Here is a 17,383-nt window from a genome sequence, read left to right on the forward strand (position 1 = left end):
CGTATTTACAATAGCCGCTCATAAGCCAGCCTAATAACAATATAACACTTCGCATATGCGAAAGGTAATTGGCCTCTATTGTTTGGCCGCCCACTGATCTTTGACCTCATCGCATCGCCGAGAGATGAATTCGTTGACCTCATCGACGATGGAGCTCGATAGGATGTTCACGGTGTTGTCGGCCGCCGTCGCGGTCCAAAGCGCGCTTTTGATCAGCGTAGGTGCTTCGATCTTGCCCCACTGAGCCTGCGCCTTGGTGGCCTTGCCGTTCTCGAAGGTCACCTTCGGAGTGAGATCGAACGAGAAGTCCGTCGCGCCCTTCTTCTCGCTCGCAATCGAGCAGGTGACCGTGTGCTTGGCGAAGACCACCTCGGCCTTTGGCTCCGACATCGCCTTCACCAAATCCGCGTTATTGACGCTCAAGTCGGTGGAGCAGTGGGCGCCATCGTAGGGCCATGTCACCTTCAATTTGGCGACGAGCTTCACCAGCTGTTCCTTGCGCCAGCTTTTGATCACGTGGCACGCGATGTCCTTGCCCGAGGGATCTTTCGAATGGAACGCCCGGCAGAGATCGACCTTGCAAGCCTGACGCGCGTCCTTCTCAGCTTTCTCTTCCGGAGTAAGCGGTCCGTCGGGATCGCCTAATACCTTCCCGGAATCGGCCGACGCTTTCGCAGGCTCGTCTGCGGTAGCAGGCGGAATAGCAAATGCAACGATCGAAAGAGCGATGGCCGACGCGAACACTCCAGACGCGAACTTCATGAAGACCCCACTTTGAAAGAAAGCTCGAAGAGAGGCTCCCTTGGTCGCGCACACGGGCGGGACTAAGGCAGGAAACCGGCTTTACACCATTTTGAGCGCACCTGAGGCGTCCGCGACACTACCCCCTCCCCATCGTGCTTGAAGACCGGATAGCCGCTCCCATATCTTCATTAAACCGATGGGCAGCGATGCCGCGGACCGGGTGGCTCGAAGGGGCGTCCGGGGAATTGAGAAAGATGGTCGCTTAACCAAGGGCCTTCAAATGACACGCCTAACCGCACTTTCGAACCCACTGCTTCTGGGTTTCGAAGAAATCGAACGGCTGGTCGATCGCGCCACCAAGGGTGGCGACGGTTATCCACCCTATAACATCGAGAGAGTCGCCCGGAACGATGACGCCGGCGAGCTTCTTCGGATTACATTGGCCGTGGCCGGCTTCACGCGAGACGAGCTCGAAATCACGCTCGAAGACAAACAATTGACCGTTCGTGGCAAGCAACGGGACGACAAAGAACGTGATTATCTCTATCGGGGCATCGCGTCCCGGCAGTTTTCACGAACGTTCGTCTTGGCCGACGGTATCGAAGTGAAAAGTGCCGAGCTGTCGAATGGGCTCTTGGCCGTTGATCTACAGCGCCTCGAACCGGAGCGCCTTGTCCGGCGTATTGAGATAGGGACCGCGAAACAGATCAAAACAGATCAAAAGCCGGACCTGAGCTGAGTCTTTCGCGTCACAGCGCCGGCGGCCGAATCGTCGGAGGATCGGAGCACACCCGCAGACTGGAAGGACATGATCCCGAAGCTGCGATGAGAGCCCGGCCTCGACACAAGGAGGAAGAGCGTCATGAACACTAAGACCACCGTAAAAGCCACCGAAGTCCACGATGTTGTAGCGCCAGTCATGAGCGAGCTGGAGCTTGCACGGCTTGGTGGCGGCGAGGTCGCTTACATCAAGACGCTGACCTCGGACGAAGCAATAGAGATGTTTCCGCAGATCGAAGGACTGCCGAAGGGCATTCCGCTCTTCTCGCTTCACGCGGCCGACGGTACGCCAATCGCGTTGACGGACACGCTGCAGGCGGCCATTGGGCATGCTCAGGAAGACGAGCTGTTGATCGCGCCGCTCCACTAAGGACGCGCCCAAAACACCGATTTTCTTAGAAAGAGCCACCCAATCCGTTGGGTGGCTCTACTTTTTTCCAGTACCCGCCATCCACGGAGAACCGCCTACGGGTGATAATGCGCGTACTGGCCCTTCGGCTTGAAGCGCTCGAGGTACTCCGGAACGATCCCGTCGATGGAAGCCGGGTTTTCGATCCCGAGCGCCGCAATCGTTCGCCCCTCTTTCTTCGCCGCCTCCGACACCACGTTATCGGACTGCAGGAGGCGGACCTGATCGAGCGTCAGGGGACGCAGCGAGTTCGGCAATGGCGAACTTAGGATCGCCATGAGTTTCGCCACGCCGAACGGCAGAGGTAACAGCAGGCGGTGGCGATCCGAGTACAGCAGCGTCGCCTTGAGGAGATCCCGGAAACTCAGGACCTCGGGGCCGCCCAGTTCATAGATCGTGCCGGACTTTCCAGTCCCGGTCGCGGCATTGGCAGCGGCCTGACCGACGTCGCCGACAAATACCGGTTGAAATTTTGTGTCACCGCCGCCGACGAGCGGAAGGAACGGACTGATCCGCGCCATGGCGGCAAAACGGTTGAAGAATTCATCCTCCGGACCGAACACGATAGATGGTCTCAGCACGAGAGCTGAGGGGAATTCGGCAAACGTCGCCCGCTCGCCCTCGGCCTTCGTCCGCGCATACCGCGACGCAGATTCCTTGTCGGCGCCGATTGCCGAAATATGGACAAGGCGAGAGGCGCCAGCTTCCTTGGCAGCCTTCGCAACGCGCTCCGCACCCTTCGCGTGGAGAGCCTCGAAGGTCTGTGCGCCGGTCGGCGACAAAATGCCGACGGCGTTGATGACGATGTCGGCGCCCTCAACAGCTCGCGCAATCGAATCGGCGAAGCGGAGGTTGGCCTGGACGGCATGAATCTGCCCGACCACGCCCATGGGTTGCAGATAGCCCGCAAGATCCGGCCTGCGGACAGCGGCGCGGACGCGGTAGCCCTTTCGAGCCAACGACCAAACGATGTAGCGCCCGATAAATCCGGAGCCTCCGAACACCGTCGCCAGCTTGCCGTTTTCTGCCATTTCCAAAACCTCGATGCTGCGGCCCCGCGGGGCTTAAGTGCTGCGATCAGCGGATCAAGCTCTAGCCGCACCGATTGCCGCTGTGAAGTCTGTACGGCGGCCTCAGCGGGCACCCGCCGAAGAGAATTCGTCGCTCCGCTCCGCTGGCCTTCCAAGATGAATTGCCCGCGGAGACCAGCTCCCGATGCTGACCGAACAAATCTCAATAGTTGTCACGATCGAGACCACCGAATCACGGCTGACAGCACGAAAATCCTTTCGAGGGACCTAGAGCGGCCCTCAGGGCGCCGAGAGGGGGGAGCTTTAAGACCAAAGCTTAAGGCGCCGGCGCCCGAAAACCCGGGCGGATCGCCTCATACACACCGCCCATGCGTTGTCTCGCCTCGATTTGACGTCTCGCAATTGACTTCCGCGTCTGCACAATTTACCTGACACGTCGATGCCCAGATGGCGGAATTGGTAGACGCACTGCTTTCAGGTAGCAGCGCTCACAAGGCGTGGAGGTTCGAGTCCTCTTCTGGGCACCATTTGGACTTCTGAGAGGGTCCAGAAACTTCCAAGAACATCTTTAAAACCTTAGATTTATCGGAATTTGCGTTCCGGGGACATTTTACGGTTTCCGTTGGCAGCCGACCAAATTGGGGGTATTTCTGGGGGTATCCGCGACAAGGCTTCGGCTGACCCCATGCCCCTGACTGTTACGGCCATCCGAGCCGCTAAACCGGGTGCCAAACCCTACAAGCTTGCGGACGGCGGCGGTCTGTTCCTGCTGGTCAATCCAACCGGCTCACGCCTTTGGCGGCTGAAGTATCGCGTGGGCGGCCGCGAGAAGCTTCTCGCCATCGGCGCCTATCCTGACGTGTCGTTGGCTAAGGCGCGCGAACGCCGCGATGAGGCAAGAAAGTCCATCGCGGACGGTGGTGATCCGTCTGCCCTCAAGAAGCGGGCGAGCAGGAAAGCCAAAGCAGCCGAGACGAACACCTTTCGCACCGTCGCCAAAGAACATCTGGCCAAACTGACCCGCGAAGGCCTCGCCGAAGTCACGCTGGGAAAACGGCGGTGGCTGCTTGAATTCGCTTACCCGGATTTCGGCGATCGGGACGTGGGGTCTATTTCGTCGGCGGATGTATTGCAGGCGCTCCGGCGGGTTGAAGTCAAGGGGCACCACGAAACGGCGCGACGCTTGCGCTCCGTGATCGGCTCCGTCTTCCGCTATGCCATCGCCACCGCGCGAATTGAAAACGATCCGACCATTGCGCTGAGGGGAGCCCTCACAACCCCAAAGGTCCGCCACCGGCCGGCCGTCACGTCGGCCATCGAGCTTGGCCGGCTGCTGCGCGCTATCGACACGTATCAAGGGCAGCCAGCCACATCTGCCGCTTTGAAACTGATGCCGATCCTCTTTCCGCGTCCCGGGGAATTGCGGGCGGCCCGTTGGGTCGAATTCGATCTTGAGACCGCAATCTGGTCAATTCCGGCGGAGCGGATGAAAATGCGCCGTGTGCACCGCTCGCCGCTGCCGCGTCAGGCCGTGGCGATCCTGCGGACGCTTCAGGCTGTGACCGGCGGAAACGAATATGTGTTCCCCTGCATCGGCGCAGCCAAAAAACCGATTAGCGAAAACACGCTGAACGGCGCGTTGCGGCGCCTTGGCTTCGGCCCCGACGTGGCCACCGCCCATGGCTTCCGCGCCACTGCGTCAACGCTGCTCAACGAATGCGGGCTCTGGAATCCAGATGCCATCGAGCGCCAACTGGCCCATGCGGAAAACGATCAAATCCGCCGCGCCTACCTCAGGGGCGAGCACTGGGAAGAGCGCACACGGATGATGACGTGGTGGGCCGATTATCTCGATACGCTTCGTGCCGAGAATGTGATTCCCTTTGGCCGCAAGCAGTCGCTGAGGGCGCCCTAGGACGGCACTGGACTCAATCGAATTCATTTCCAGAATCCGAAAAACTGATTCGTTTTTCGGAGAATGTCGTGAGTAATAGAGAAAGATGCGCTGTGTTCACGCGCTAACCATTTATCACATCGCCCTTCTGATCGAAGGTTACAACCCGTCAGAATACAACTGCAGTTCTGCTGGTTGTTGGGGTCTCAAGGCCCAAAGGGACACCGCAGCCGTATTAACGGCGCTTAAAAACGCCATCGACGATGAAACGCTCACTCTTTATCGGAAGGTTTATCATGAAGAATTCGGGGCTGGCTTAGATTACTCGCAAAGCCTCGTCCACGTGGATGATCTCCAGGATTGGATGCCGCGCATCGGCCTTCATGACAGCTTCTTTCGTCCCGCAGCGCCCGCTCCTGATATTCAGTATCCACTCGGCGATTTTTATGCGCCTAAGCTCGCAGCGGCGATTGCGGCGTGGAAAGCTGTAACGGCTGACCCGCGACTGCTTCGCGGAAAATCTCCGAAAAAAGCGCTCGAAGCTTGGCTGAGAGAAAACGCGGCACGTTACGATCTTCTCAACAAGGACGGCAGCCCGAACGCCACCGGCATTGAGGAGATTTCCAAAGTCGCAAATTGGAAACCGACCGGCGGTGCCCCAGCCACCCCCGAAGCTGATGAACCCGCCCCTGGGTTCCTGGAATCCCTAGGGGATGTTTCCGGAAAACCCACCCCGGGGTTTTCCTCGGTGGAGGATGAGGAAACACCGTTCTAACGGGCGTTTTGATAATATCGAGCCGGAAACTTCAACCGGCTGATACAGTTCCGTTTTTTGTAAGTTGCCTCGCTATTTCAGATGCGACGGCGCGGTCATCCTTTTCGCATGTCCAACAAGACATGGATGGAATTGATGACCTCAGATAGTACCCGCCCATCGCTGATCCGCCTCGAGGCGGTGAAGGCGCGCACCTGCCTCAGCCGCAGCACGATCTATTCTTACATGCGCGACGGCCGCTTCCCGCAACCGGTTTCCATTTCGGAACGCTGCGTTGCGTGGATCGAATCGGAAATTGACGCATGGATCGCTGACCGCATTGCCGCCACGCGCAAAGGTTGATTGGCGATGCGAAGGAACCATCGTGCCGCCCGACTGCAGCCCCTGCGAGTCAAACAGACCATGGCCTATGATGTGGCAGAAGCCGCGAGACTCCTTGGCGTCCACCGCAATACGATCCGGCGGTGGCTCAAGGATGGGTTGGAGCCCATCGACGATCGGCGCCCGCTGCTAATCCACGGCTCGCGTCTGAAAGCATTTCTTTCCCAGCGAATGCGCAGTCGCAAGCGAACCTGCCGACCCGGCGAATTTTACTGCTTTCGGTGCCGTGCGCCACGCAAACCTTGGGGCGGAATGGCTGATGTGACGTTACGAACGGAAAAGCTCGCATCTCTACGTGCTCTGTGTGCTGCGTGCGAAACGCCGATGTACCGCGCCATCCGCGTAGCCGACCTGCCGTGCCTGCGCGCTCTGATCGACCTGCAAACGATGGAGCCGGAACGATTGAATGATCGTCCTAGCCCCACCTGAAACAGTGTCTTCACGGAGATAGCCAGAATGTCCAGACTGAACCCGTCCAATGAGCGCTTGAAACGCGACTATTTGCGCTACTTGAAAGAAGCAAAGGGCAAGAGCGAAGCAACGCTCGACAGCGTGCGCAAGGCGCTGGCGCGATATGAAGCCTACACCGGCGCGAAGGACTTCAAAACATTCCGGCGCGAACAGGCCGTCGCCTTCAAGGTGCGGCTTGCGGAAACGGATGGCGTGCGCACAGGTGAAACGCTCAGCGCATCAACGCAGGCGGGAACATTGTCAGCGCTGCGCGACTTTTTCACCTGGCTCGCTTGGCAACCCGGCTTCAAATCGAAAATCCATCTGCCTGACATCGACTATCTGTCACCGTCCCGCAAGGACGTGGCGCGCGCAAAGGCACCCAAGCTGCGCGACTTCCCAAGCCTTGAGCAGGTGCACGCCGCGATCGAAGCCATGTCATGCGAAACTGTGGTGGACCGCCGCAACCGAGCGCTGATTGCGTTCACAATTCTGACCGGCATTCGCGACCGGGCCATGGTGTCGCTCGCACTGGGCCACATAGATACAACGCGTTCGCCACCCGTGGTGCGACAGGACCCGAATACGGTCGAGACCAAATTTGCCAAAGCCATCATCACGTATTTCTTTCCGATCGGAGATGATCTCGCCGAAATCGTCCGCGCCTGGATCGATGAACTTCGCGGCGAGCATCTGTTCGGCCCCGCCGATCCGCTTTTCCCGCGAACCTGCGTCGGCATCGCGAGCGATGGCGCTTTTGCGCCGGCGGGGATCGAACGGCGCTTCTGGAGCAATGCGTCCCCGGTCCGCGAGATATTCCGAAAAGCATTCACTGCTGCCGGCTTGCCCTACTTCCCGCCGCATTCCTTCCGCCACACGCTCGGCCATCTCGCACAGACGACGTGCCGGTCACCTGAGGAGCTGAAAGCCTGGAGCCAGAACCTTGGCCATGAGAACATCACCACCACCCTGACTTCCTACGGCCGAATCGATCCGCACCGGCAGGGAGAAGTCATCGGACAGATGAAGACTGGCAAAGCCGTTGACCCCGACATGCTCGCGGAAATCGGCGCCGTTATCGCGCGGAATAGAGGCGTCCCGATCGGCTGAACGATGCGTTGTTGCTTTTGGCCGGCGAGTTCGCTCTATGGTGTCAAAGAAATCTCAGAATGCGCGGGGGACGGAATCCTGAATGCCCACACTCGATTGGATTGGCAAGAAGGCGGTGGTGAACCATCACCGCGAAGTCCCCTATCGACTGATCCATTGCGACAAGGACAAGAGCGTTGGCAACCCTGACGCGGGCAACCTTCTCGTGCAGGGAGACAATCTCGAAGCGCTAAAGGCGCTGCTTCCCTACTACGCGGGCAAGGTGAAGTGCATCTATATCGATCCGCCTTACAATACCGGCAATGAGGGCTGGGTTTACAATGACAATGTGAACTCGCCTGAAATCCGGGCATGGCTTGGTGCCACCGTGGGCAAGGAGGCCGAAGACCTATCCCGCCACGACAAGTGGCTTTGCATGATGTATCCGCGCCTGCGTCTCTTGAAAGAATTCTTGACCGAAGACGGCGTGATCATAATCAGCATTGACGACTTCGAAGCGCACACGCTTCGCTACATGCTAAACGATATATTCGGCCAGAATAATTTCATCGCGCAACTTGTATGGGACAAGACGCGCAAAAACGACGCTAAACTGTTTTCCGTCGGCCACGAGTATGCGCTGATATACGCAAGGAGACTGTCTAAGCTTCGTGAACTGAAGACCGTGTGGCGCGAGCCGAAGCCCGGTGCGGCCGAAATCCTTCTTCAATATCGGACTTGGCGAAAGGAAGGCCTCTCGAATGAGGAAATCCAAAGTCGCCTAAGAGCATGGTACGCCAGTCTGGCAAATGATCATCCATCGAAAAAGCTGTCCCGCCACAAATGGGTCGATGACAGGGGCGTTTGGCGCGACCGAGACATCTCTTGGCCGGGCGGCGGCGGCCCGCGCTATGAAGTAATCCATCCTGTCACCAAAGAGCCATGCGAAATCCCGCCGGGAGGTTGGCGATTTGCCACCAAAGAGTCATTCGACGAACAAGTTAAGCTAGGTTTGATTTTTTTCCGTGAGGACCATACCAAGCCGCCCATGGTGAAGTCCTACTTGGCGAAGGGCGACGAGGAAGAAGACGATGATTCCGCCAGCGTGATGGGGTCGATCATTCATCGACAGGCACAGGTCGCAGCGAAAGCCCACCGCGCGTTGTTTGATGGCCAGAAGCTATTCGAGAATCCGAAAGATCATGAAGTCATCGGACGGCTGATTTCTTACGTGACCGATGATAACGATATTATTCTGGACTCATTTGCTGGGTCCGGCACAAGTGGACACGCCGTCTTGGAGCAGAACGCTCTGTTGCAGACAAGCCGACGCTTCGTCCTGATCGAACTCGACGACCATATTGCCAAAACGGTCACGTCAGAGCGGCTTAGGCGTGTCGTTGAGGGCTACAATGCTGATGGCGATCCAAAGAAGCCGGTGGCTGGTCTCGGCTCGGGGTTCCGCTTCTGTACGCTCGGCGAACCACTGTTCGATGCTGACGGCAATGTCAGTCCGGCCGTCACCTATCCTGACCTTGCCGCGCATGTGTTCTTTTGTGAGACTGGCTCGCCAATTCCGCGCCGCGCCGACGGCTCTTCGCCCTTGATCGGCACATTCCAAGGGCGCGCCATATATCTGCTTCACTCGGCCGAAGCGATCGGCGTCGCCAGCGCCAATGCCGGAAACGTCCTCACGGCGGCCGCGCTCGAAAAACTGCCTTTGCCCGAACCGGATTTCGACGGGGCGCGCGTGGTCTATGCCGAAGGCTGCACGGTGCCCGATGACCGGCTTTCGCGCCTCGGCGTCACGTTCAAACAGATTCCCTACCAGATAGAGGGGCTTTGATTGTGAGTTTGCCCCTCTTCACGCTGAAGGACTATCAGCTTCAAACGCTCGCCAGCCTTCGCCGCTTTTTGGAAAAGACGGTAGAGCTAGGCGATTCAGATACGGCCTTCTATGCCGTCACGAAGCAACCGTTCACGCCACCGCCTTGCCTGCCCGGCGTGCCCTATGTGTGTCTTCGCATTCCTACGGGCGGGGGCAAAACCATCCTCGCGGCACATTCGATTGGCGTTGCATCCGACAGCTTGCTTCGCACCGACACGCCCACGGTGCTTTGGCTCGTGCCGTCGCAAACGATCCGCGACCAAACGCTTGCGAGCTTGCAAGATCGAGCGCACCCCAACCGCCGCGCGCTGGCGGAGCGCTTCGGCGAGAACGTTCGGATCATGGGCGTTGCCGATGCCCTTTACTCCAAGCGCGCGGACTATGACGGCGGAGCTATTGTCATCGTCGCGACCCTCCAAGCCTTCCGTATTGAAGAGACGGAAGGCCGCAAGGTCTATGAGGCCAACGGCGAGCTTATGGATCACTTCAGCGGCGTTGCCGAAGGCTTGCGGGGTAAGCTCGAAACCGGACCTTCTGGCGACCCGCTGCCGTCGCTCGCCAATGTGCTTCGCCTGCACCGGCCTATGGTGATTGTGGACGAAGCGCACAACGCCCGCACGAGCTTGTCATTCGACACGCTGGCGCGTCTCACCCCGTCGCTGATAGTCGAGTTCACCGCAACGCCAGTGACGCCAGAAGAGCACAATCCGGCAAAAGGTATATACGCTTCCAACGTGCTGCATCACGTTTCGGCCGCTGAACTGAAGGCAGCCGATATGATCAAGTTGCCCGTCATCCTTCGCGGGCGGCCTGAGCCACGAGACACCATCGGCGATTCCATCGCGTGGCTTGATGAACTCGCCGCGACGGCGGGCGCAGAAGAAGCCGAAACCGGCGAGTTCGTGCGCCCGGTCATGCTCGTGCAGGCCGAGCCGAAGTCGAAGGACAAGCCGACGCTGCACGCGGAAGAGGTCAAGAAGCTACTTGTCGAGGATTTTCGTGTGCCGCCGGAGCACATAGCCTTGGCGACTGGTGACGCACGGGAAATCGACGGAGTGGACCTTTTTGACCGGGATTGCAAAATCCGCTTTATCATCACGCAACAGGCGCTTCGCGAGGGGTGGGATTGCTCCTTTGCCTATGTGTTGTGTTCGGTCGCGGAGCAGAAGTCGCCTCGCGCAGTGGAACAGCTTCTAGGCCGCGTGCTTCGTCTGCCCCGCGCCAAGCGCAAGCGCCGGGAAGACCTGAATCGGGCCTATGCCTTCGCCACTACAACGAGCTTTCAGAATGCCGCGAATACTCTGCGCGACGGGCTCGTTAACAACGGCTTTGAGCGGGTCGAAGCCCAAGCGCTCGTGCGCGCCGCGCACGACGCGCTGCCGGGCATGGAAGATGGGGGCTCAGCCTTCGTCTTTGAAGAGCCACTTCCCGAAGGTGCCGACGCGGACTCGCTCAAGACCAATGTGGAAGGCGCGACAGGCGGCCGGGTCGAAGTCGATATTAAGTGCGGCGTTCTAAGGGCGCGCGGGGCTCTTACCGCCTATGACCGCACCGCCCTGTTGCTGGCGATGCCCGGCGCGGAGAAGGCGGTTGAAGCGCTCGTGCATAAGTCGCGGGGCGCTCGGTTGAAGGCGATGGACGATAGCGCCGCGATCCGCTTCGCCGTGCCGCGACTTGGCGTGCGCTCGGATGCCGGGCTTCAGCTATTCGACCGTGCCCACTTCCTCGACATCCCTTGGAGGCTGGAAGAGGCCGACCCCGCGCCAATCCTCGACTATTTCGAGCCGCCGAAGCGCGCGGCCGACGAAGCTCACGTTGACGTTGACACAGCCGGGAAGATCACACTCGCCTTCGTGACCGACTTGCATGAGCAGCTTGCCCTTGCCTTGCAGGAACGGGGCTGGACGAAGAACGCCCTCGTGAACTGGCTGGACCGCCGGTTGCCGTTTTCCTCGCGCCGCGACATTACCCGCGTATCGTCCACGCTCTTCATCGCTAAGGCGTTGGACGCGATTGGGGCGAAAACCGGGTTGGGCATCGAAGGGCTAGCGCGCGCCAAGTTCCGGCTTGTCGAAGCTCTCGTGAAGGTCATCGCCAAGCATCGCGACTTGCGTGAGGCCACCGCTTTCGAGCGTGCCTTGTTTCCGCGAAGTGGCCTAGACTTTGAAACGAGTTCGGACCTTGAACTTGTTTTCGATGAAAGCCGCTACGGCTATAATCAGCCCTACAAGGGCGGTACCGATTTCAAGAAGCACCTGTTCCGTGTCATCGGCGATTTGGAGCCGAGTGGCGAGGAATACGAATGCGCGGTCTACCTTGAACGCCACAAGGGAGTGAAGGCATGGGTGCGCAACACGTCGCGCCAGCCGCACTCCTTTTGGCTGCAAACGTCATCGGACAAGTTCTATCCCGACTTCCTAGCGCTGCTGAATGACGGGCGAGTGCTCGTGGTCGAATACAAGGGCGCGCCCTACTTCACCAATGACGATTCCAAGGAGAAGCGGTTGGTTGGCGACCTATGGGCCGACCGCTCGTCCGGGAAGGGCTTGTTCCTGATGATTGAGAACAAGGAGTTCGCCCGCATAGACCACGCCATTGGAGCGGTGCCCACCTAAGGCCTGGCGGGTGGGCACGCCAAAAGGGTGGGGGTATGTTTGGGGGTATATTCAAAAAGTCACAAGAATTGGTTTCTCAATATCAATAACTTGCAATCAAGATTCGTTGCCTCTTCTGGCACCACGACTTTCCTAAGTCGCTGGATTGAAATAACTATCGAGCATGATTGAGATTTTGGCCGCCCAACTGTGACACAGGGGCGTGCCGCATGGTGCTCGCTATAAACCGTCCTATGAAAGCGTTCCGGCTCGTCATTCGAACAATTTCGCAAGCGCACTCCCGTCGATGTTCTTGAGTTAGCCCGAGGCAAGCGAGCGACGATTTCCCTGCCACCGGAAACTCCTGGTGACGACCCGGTTCTCGTCTCAATCACGATAGATGCGGAAGTTCGCTTCTCGCTTCAAACTCGCGAACCTGCGCTTGCCAGACAACGCAATGCCGCCGCTACCGAGCAACTCGAACGATTGTTTGCCGCCTACCGAAACGGTCCGCGTCCGCTGTTTCAAATGGAGCGCGTCCATCTAGCGGGTATTGCATACGACGACTGGGCAAAGACGTTCGCGGAAGCTCCCGGCGAGCCCGAAATTTGGCAGCGTAGAAAGGCAGGGACTGATACCCTTCAAAGCTTCGCGCAACGGTGCCTTTCTGACCCTTTTAGGAGAATTTGAAAGACGGCTGTGCGAGGGTGCATGGCGCCCCTATTCCAGGTGCATAGACCTAACCAGCCCAGAGGACGCTACTGGGTCATTGTGGGGCCCCAATCGTACCGGACCTAAAGCTCACGCCGAGGTGCCGCCTATAGCCTCTCGTGCGTTGACCCGCTTCGACAGCTCGGCGGCGCTCTCCTTCCGCTCGCTGTAGCGGTCTACCAGGTATGCGGCGCGGTCCCTGGTCAGGAGGGTGAACTTCATCAGCTCCTCCATCACGTCCACCACACGGTCGTAGTAGGGCGACGGCTTCATCCTGCCAGCATCGTCGAACTCAAGGAAAGCTTTGGCAACTGACGATTGGTTCGGAATGGTGATCATGCGCATCCAACGACCAAGCACCCTCATTTGGTTGACGGCATTGAAGGACTGCGACCCCCCGCTCACCTGCATGATCGCCAACGTCTTGCCCTGAGTGGGCCGCACAGCGCCGACTGACAAAGGTATCCAGTCGATCTGCGCTTTCATGATCCCGGACATCGCCCCGTGCCGCTCGGGTGAGGACCAAACCTGCCCCTCTGACCATGCCGCAAGTTCGCGAAGCTCCTGCACCTTCTCATGCGTGTCGGGAGCCCCATCGGGCAGCGGAAGCCCGCGCGGATCAAACACGCGCGTCTCGGCACCCAACGTTTGCAGCAGCCGCTCCGCTTCCTGCGCGAGAAAGCGGCTATAGGAGCGATCCCTCAGCGATCCGTAAAGAAGAAGAATACGCGGCTTGTGCGTTGTTCGCAGCGCTCCAAGCGCTTCCACGTCGGGCAGACGGAAGGCATCGGACTGAATGTTGGGGTGAGAGAGTTCAAGTTCAGACAACACGTTCATCTTTCTCGCTAGTGACGACCTCAGACGTCTCGACCCGGAACCGTGCCGGAACACCACGGCTCTTTACCGCGCTCCCGGCTTCGTACCAGTCGCGTGTAGAGTTCACGATCTTGACCACCGAAAGCATCACGGGAACCTCGATAAGAACGCCGACGACCGTCGCCAGCGCCGCACCGGAATTGAAACCAAACAGGCTGATAGCAGCCGCAACAGCCAGCTCGAAGAAATTGCTCGCCCCGATGAGGGCAGACGGTGCCGCAACGCAGTGCGCCTCGCCAGCGCCACGGTTGAGAAGATAGGCAAGACCCGAGTTGAAATAGACCTGGATCAGGATCGGCACGGCCAGCATGGCGATGATGAGCGGCTGAGCCAAAATCTGCTCGCCCTGAAACCCGAACAACAAGACCAGCGTCGCAAGCAGCGCGAAGAGCGAGGCCGGTTGAAGCTTTGCCAGGATTGCGCGAAGCGCGGTCTCGCCGCCCTTGCTGAGCACCGCTCGCCGGACGACCTGCGCGATGACGACCGGCACGACGATGTAGAGGACGACGGACAAGAGTAGCGTCGCCCACGGCACCGAGATCGCCGACAGGCCCAGCAACAGCCCAACAATGGGAGCGAAGGCAAAGATCATAATCACGTCGTTGAGCGCGACTTGGCTCAGCGTGAAATGTGGCTCCCCATCCGTTAAGTTGCTCCACACGAACACCATCGCGGTACAAGGAGCGGCGGCCAGCAGGATCAAGCCCGCGAGGTAGCTGTTGATCTGATCGGCGGGCAGATAGGGACGGAAAAGCCAGCTGATGAACAGCCATCCCAGAAAGGCCATAGAAAATGGTTTCACGGCCCAGTTGATAAAAAGGGTCACGCCGATGCCGCGCCAGTGCTGCTTGACCTCAGATAGAGCTGCGAAGTCAATCTTGAGCAGCATCGGAATGATCATCAACCAGATCAGGATTGCGACCGGCAGGTTGACTTTCGCGATCTCGGCAGAGCCGACAGCGTGAAAGACGCTCGGAAAGAAATGACCAAGGGAAATACCGGCCGCGATGCACAACGCGACCCAGACCGTGAGATAACGTTCAAATGTAGACATGCTTACCTTCGCGATGAGGGCGTTCGCTGAATTTCTGGCGTTAGTAGATGCCGGGGGGCACAACGCAAAAAATCACGCCTTCTCGGGCTCGGCGCTGGCCTTCATGCGCCCTATATCGTCGAGCCGCCTTTTGAGAGAGAGGGTATTAATCGACGCGATGGGAAGGCTGGTGAACACGCTGATGCGCTGGTTCAGCATTCGATAGGTGTCGGCGAATGCAAGGCGGCGCTCGATTTCATTGCCCTGGGCCGCCGAGGGGTCGGGTAATCCCCAATGTGCACTCATTGGCTGACCCGGCCAAACCGGGCACGTCTCGTTCGCCGCGTCGTCACAGACCGTAAAGACGAAATCCATTTTCGGAGCGTCTACCCCGGAAAACTCCTCCCACGACTTCGACCGCAATCCTTCAATCGGGTAATCAAGCTTGCGGAGCAAATCGAGTGCGTAAGGATGCACCCGTCCCGATGGGGAGCTTCCCGCGCTAAACCCTCGAAATGATCCCTTGCCGAGCCGATTGATCACGGCTTCGCCGATAATTGATCTGGCGGAGTTGTGAGTGCAGAGGAAGAGCACGTTCAGAGGTGAGCTTGTCGTCGTCATTTCCCTTCTCCTTCTACGCGACAGAAGTTCTTGGCGGCCTTCGTAGGAGCCGCGCACATCTCGGGATGCCCCTGACAGCAATCCTCTGTCAGATACGTGAGGAGCTGCCGGACGGCATCGACGTGGAGGGCGTAGACGATGCTTCGGCCCTGCCGTGTGGACCTGATCAGCCCTGCCCGATCTAGCTCTTTAAGATGAAACGAAGCAGCCGTAGGGCTCGCTCCTATCGCGCTCGCAATCGCGCCCGCTGGCAGCCCTGTCGGCCCCTTCCTCACCAAAAGCCGGAAGATGCCGAGCCTCTGCTCATGGGCGAGAGCAGCCAGCGAGGTAACCGCTTGCCGTTTGTTCAAGATTCAATCTTTCAACAACTGTTGAATTATTGAGACTTCTCATAGATGAGCGTCGAGCCCTTGTCCACACCGTTCGCTGACATCTCGGGGGGCTGTTCAATGGCACACAGGAGGGTGTAGTCGGCGATGTCGAGCGTATGGCTGTTGTCGTTGGTATTGCCGTATCGTAGTAGCGAACGCCCGCCGCGAGTTCCAACCCGCTCAATTGGCCCGAGTAGAAATGATACTGCCCCCAGAATGACGCTTGGTGATCTGGTGTTTCTGCCGGCCTCTCGCCAATCTCACCCACGCGTGCTCTCTTAGTGATTTTAGAGTCCAGATAGGAATATCCCGCGATGATCGAGAATTCGCGCGTTAGCTCCGCCTTGGCTTCGAACTCGACACCCTTGACACGGATTATCGTCGGCATTTTTTGAGCACGGCGTCTTCGTGATCTTGAACCGGCTCGTAGGTGCTCGGTCGCCGTCTCACGACACACGTCAGATCGGTGCGTTAGACTCCCAGCGGTTGGCGCGCGCATTCGAGTTCATCGAAAGCCGCCTCGATTCCGACGTGCGCATGTCTGAAATTGCGAGCGAACTGGTCCAGGACATCCGTACCGTGACGCGCGCGTTCAGAGCGTCGACCCGGCTCGCGCCATTCGAATACTTGACGGTCCGGCGCATGGAAAGGGCAAAGCAGCTTCTGCTTACCCGCCTCGAGATCACGGCTATCGCGGCAGAGGTCGGTTACTCAAATCCAAGCAAATTCGCGGCCGCGTTTCGGCGCGTCTGCGGGTGCTCACCGACGGATTGGCGCCGGAGAAACCGATCCATCTAGGAACTCCTAACCAAGTTCCTCTGTATCTCCAGCACCTAGCCCTTTGCAATGCAGGGCTAGCGAGAGGCTGGTTGCGTCGGGCATTCCCCTGACTAGAATGCGTTCTGTGACCAGACTTTTACTCGCTCAGATTCATCGCCGTTATGTGATCGAAGGCCGCCCGCTCGACAGAGACATCGAGGCCGCTTTGATGGCCGACCCGCGCCCAGGGGCCAAGGCAATCCTGGACGCCATCGCGCAGCGGCGCTTTGAAAATCGCTCAGAGGGTCAGCGACTGCGAAAGTTGCTGCGCTACGAAAGCGCGCTTTGGGCGGAAGGCGTGCTGCTTGTGGCGGGTGTCGATGAAGCCGGTATGAGTCCGCTCGCCGGACCGGTAGCCGCTGCGGCCGTCATATTCGAACCCGGATCGCGCATACCGGGGATCGATGACTCGAAGAAACTCGATGCAGCGACGCGCGATCGACTCGCAGCGGAAATCAAGGTCACGGCTTCAGCCTGGTCCGTCGGTTTCGCCGAGGTCGAGGAGATCGACGAAATCAACATCTATTGGGCCGGTCTTCTCGCAATGCGCCGCGCGGTTGAAGGACTTTCGTTGAGGCCGGGTCATCTTTTGATTGACGCGCGGCGCCTTCGAGAAGTGCAAATTCCTCAGCAATCCATCGTGAAGGGCGACAGCAAGAGCCTGACGATCGCCGCGGCATCAATTCTTGCCAAGACCGCCCGTGATGCCTTGATGCGCAAACTGGAGGCGGACTATCCCGGTTACGGGTTCTCGCAACACAAAGGGTATCCTGTCCGCGAACATCTGGCCGCCATTGAAAAGCTCGGCGTCTCGCCGATTCACCGGCGCTCGTTCGCACCTGTACGCGCAGCCTTGGGCCTTCCGCCACTTCCGCCATGGCCGAAAAACATCAGTACGGAACCGGACGCTGAGTAGC

General features: G+C 58.9%; 18 protein-coding genes and 1 tRNA gene. 12 read left to right on the plus strand and 7 right to left on the minus strand.

Features of this window, described 5'->3' with window-relative positions:
* Positions 1-75 precede the first annotated feature (75 nt).
* Positions 76-762 (minus strand): hypothetical protein, encoded by a 687-nt coding sequence (locus tag G359_RS18075; protein ID WP_045837250.1) that lies wholly within the window; start codon positions 760-762, stop codon positions 76-78.
* 262 nt (positions 763-1,024) lie between these two features.
* On the opposite strand from G359_RS18075, the gene G359_RS18080 reads away from it, so the two are divergent.
* Both G359_RS18080 and G359_RS18085 read left to right on the plus strand, forming a co-directional pair.
* Positions 1,025-1,483 carry an Hsp20 family protein gene (locus G359_RS18080; RefSeq protein ID WP_045837251.1) on the plus strand — a complete coding sequence of 153 codons (459 nt, stop codon included), beginning with the start codon at positions 1,025-1,027 and terminating at the stop codon, positions 1,481-1,483.
* Positions 1,484-1,606: 123 nt separating this feature from the next.
* On the plus strand, positions 1,607-1,894 hold the full coding sequence (locus G359_RS18085) for a BQ00720 family protein (protein WP_045837252.1): 288 nt from the start codon (positions 1,607-1,609) through the stop codon (positions 1,892-1,894).
* Between the two features lie 95 nt (positions 1,895-1,989).
* Here the strand turns inward: G359_RS18085 and G359_RS18090 are convergent, their stop codons facing one another.
* The gene (locus G359_RS18090; protein WP_045837253.1) at positions 1,990-2,964 is read right to left on the minus strand and encodes a complex I NDUFA9 subunit family protein; all 975 of its coding nucleotides are present in this window, start codon (positions 2,962-2,964) and stop codon (positions 1,990-1,992) included.
* Positions 2,965-3,405: 441 nt separating this feature from the next.
* On the opposite strand from G359_RS18090, the gene G359_RS18095 reads away from it, so the two are divergent.
* From G359_RS18095 to G359_RS18125, 8 genes are all read left to right on the plus strand, one after another.
* Positions 3,406-3,491: transfer RNA gene (locus G359_RS18095), tRNA-Leu, on the plus strand.
* A gap of 158 nt (positions 3,492-3,649) precedes the next feature.
* On the plus strand, positions 3,650-4,879 hold the full coding sequence (locus tag G359_RS18100; RefSeq protein WP_045837254.1) for a tyrosine-type recombinase/integrase: 1,230 nt from the start codon (positions 3,650-3,652) through the stop codon (positions 4,877-4,879).
* 85 nt (positions 4,880-4,964) lie between these two features.
* On the plus strand, positions 4,965-5,633 hold the full coding sequence (locus G359_RS19815) for a hypothetical protein (protein ID WP_052699449.1): 669 nt from the start codon (positions 4,965-4,967) through the stop codon (positions 5,631-5,633).
* Between the two features lie 135 nt (positions 5,634-5,768).
* A complete protein-coding gene (locus tag G359_RS18110; RefSeq protein WP_045838207.1) occupies positions 5,769-5,975 on the plus strand; it encodes a helix-turn-helix transcriptional regulator in 207 nt (68 codons plus the stop codon).
* A gap of 60 nt (positions 5,976-6,035) precedes the next feature.
* Positions 6,036-6,443, plus strand: a complete 408-nt coding sequence (locus tag G359_RS21180; protein ID WP_371199105.1) for a helix-turn-helix domain-containing protein — start codon at positions 6,036-6,038, stop codon at positions 6,441-6,443.
* A 27-nt stretch (positions 6,444-6,470) separates the two neighbouring features.
* Positions 6,471-7,574, plus strand: a complete 1,104-nt coding sequence (locus G359_RS18115) for a tyrosine-type recombinase/integrase (RefSeq protein ID WP_045837255.1) — start codon at positions 6,471-6,473, stop codon at positions 7,572-7,574.
* A gap of 82 nt (positions 7,575-7,656) precedes the next feature.
* Positions 7,657-9,399, plus strand: a complete 1,743-nt coding sequence (locus G359_RS18120; protein ID WP_045837256.1) for a site-specific DNA-methyltransferase — start codon at positions 7,657-7,659, stop codon at positions 9,397-9,399.
* Positions 9,400-9,401: 2 nt separating this feature from the next.
* A complete protein-coding gene (locus G359_RS18125) occupies positions 9,402-12,056 on the plus strand; it encodes a DEAD/DEAH box helicase (RefSeq protein ID WP_045838208.1) in 2,655 nt (884 codons plus the stop codon).
* A 780-nt stretch (positions 12,057-12,836) separates the two neighbouring features.
* Here the strand turns inward: G359_RS18125 and arsH are convergent.
* The 5 genes from arsH to G359_RS21185 form a co-directional block, all read right to left on the minus strand.
* Entirely contained in the window at positions 12,837-13,544 is a 708-nt protein-coding gene (gene arsH, locus G359_RS18130) for an arsenical resistance protein ArsH (RefSeq protein WP_371199106.1), read from the minus strand.
* 22 nt (positions 13,545-13,566) lie between these two features.
* The gene (gene arsB, locus G359_RS18135) at positions 13,567-14,676 is read right to left on the minus strand and encodes an ACR3 family arsenite efflux transporter (protein ID WP_045837258.1); all 1,110 of its coding nucleotides are present in this window, start codon (positions 14,674-14,676) and stop codon (positions 13,567-13,569) included.
* A 72-nt stretch (positions 14,677-14,748) separates the two neighbouring features.
* Entirely contained in the window at positions 14,749-15,276 is a 528-nt protein-coding gene (locus G359_RS18140; RefSeq protein ID WP_045837259.1) for an arsenate reductase ArsC, read from the minus strand.
* The gene (locus tag G359_RS18145; RefSeq protein WP_045837260.1) at positions 15,273-15,626 is read right to left on the minus strand and encodes an ArsR/SmtB family transcription factor; all 354 of its coding nucleotides are present in this window, start codon (positions 15,624-15,626) and stop codon (positions 15,273-15,275) included. Before G359_RS18145 ends, G359_RS18140 begins: the two co-directional genes overlap by 4 nt.
* Complete coding sequence (locus G359_RS21185) at positions 15,580-16,146, minus strand: TonB-dependent receptor domain-containing protein (protein ID WP_156150828.1); 567 nt, start codon at positions 16,144-16,146, stop codon at positions 15,580-15,582. The genes G359_RS18145 and G359_RS21185 overlap by 47 nt, the downstream gene beginning before the upstream one ends.
* Here G359_RS21185 and G359_RS18150 point away from each other — a divergent pair.
* Together G359_RS18150 and G359_RS18155 are read left to right on the plus strand one after the other, a co-directional pair.
* Positions 16,062-16,445 (plus strand): helix-turn-helix domain-containing protein, encoded by a 384-nt coding sequence (locus G359_RS18150; protein ID WP_197077610.1) that lies wholly within the window; start codon positions 16,062-16,064, stop codon positions 16,443-16,445. The genes G359_RS21185 and G359_RS18150 overlap by 85 nt on opposite strands.
* A gap of 106 nt (positions 16,446-16,551) precedes the next feature.
* On the plus strand, positions 16,552-17,382 hold the full coding sequence (locus G359_RS18155; protein WP_245280084.1) for a ribonuclease HII: 831 nt from the start codon (positions 16,552-16,554) through the stop codon (positions 17,380-17,382).
* Position 17,383 lies beyond the last annotated feature (1 nt).

Source organism: Hyphomicrobium sp. 99, from assembly GCF_000384335.2.
Taxonomy (GTDB): Bacteria; Pseudomonadota; Alphaproteobacteria; order Rhizobiales; family Hyphomicrobiaceae; genus Hyphomicrobium_B.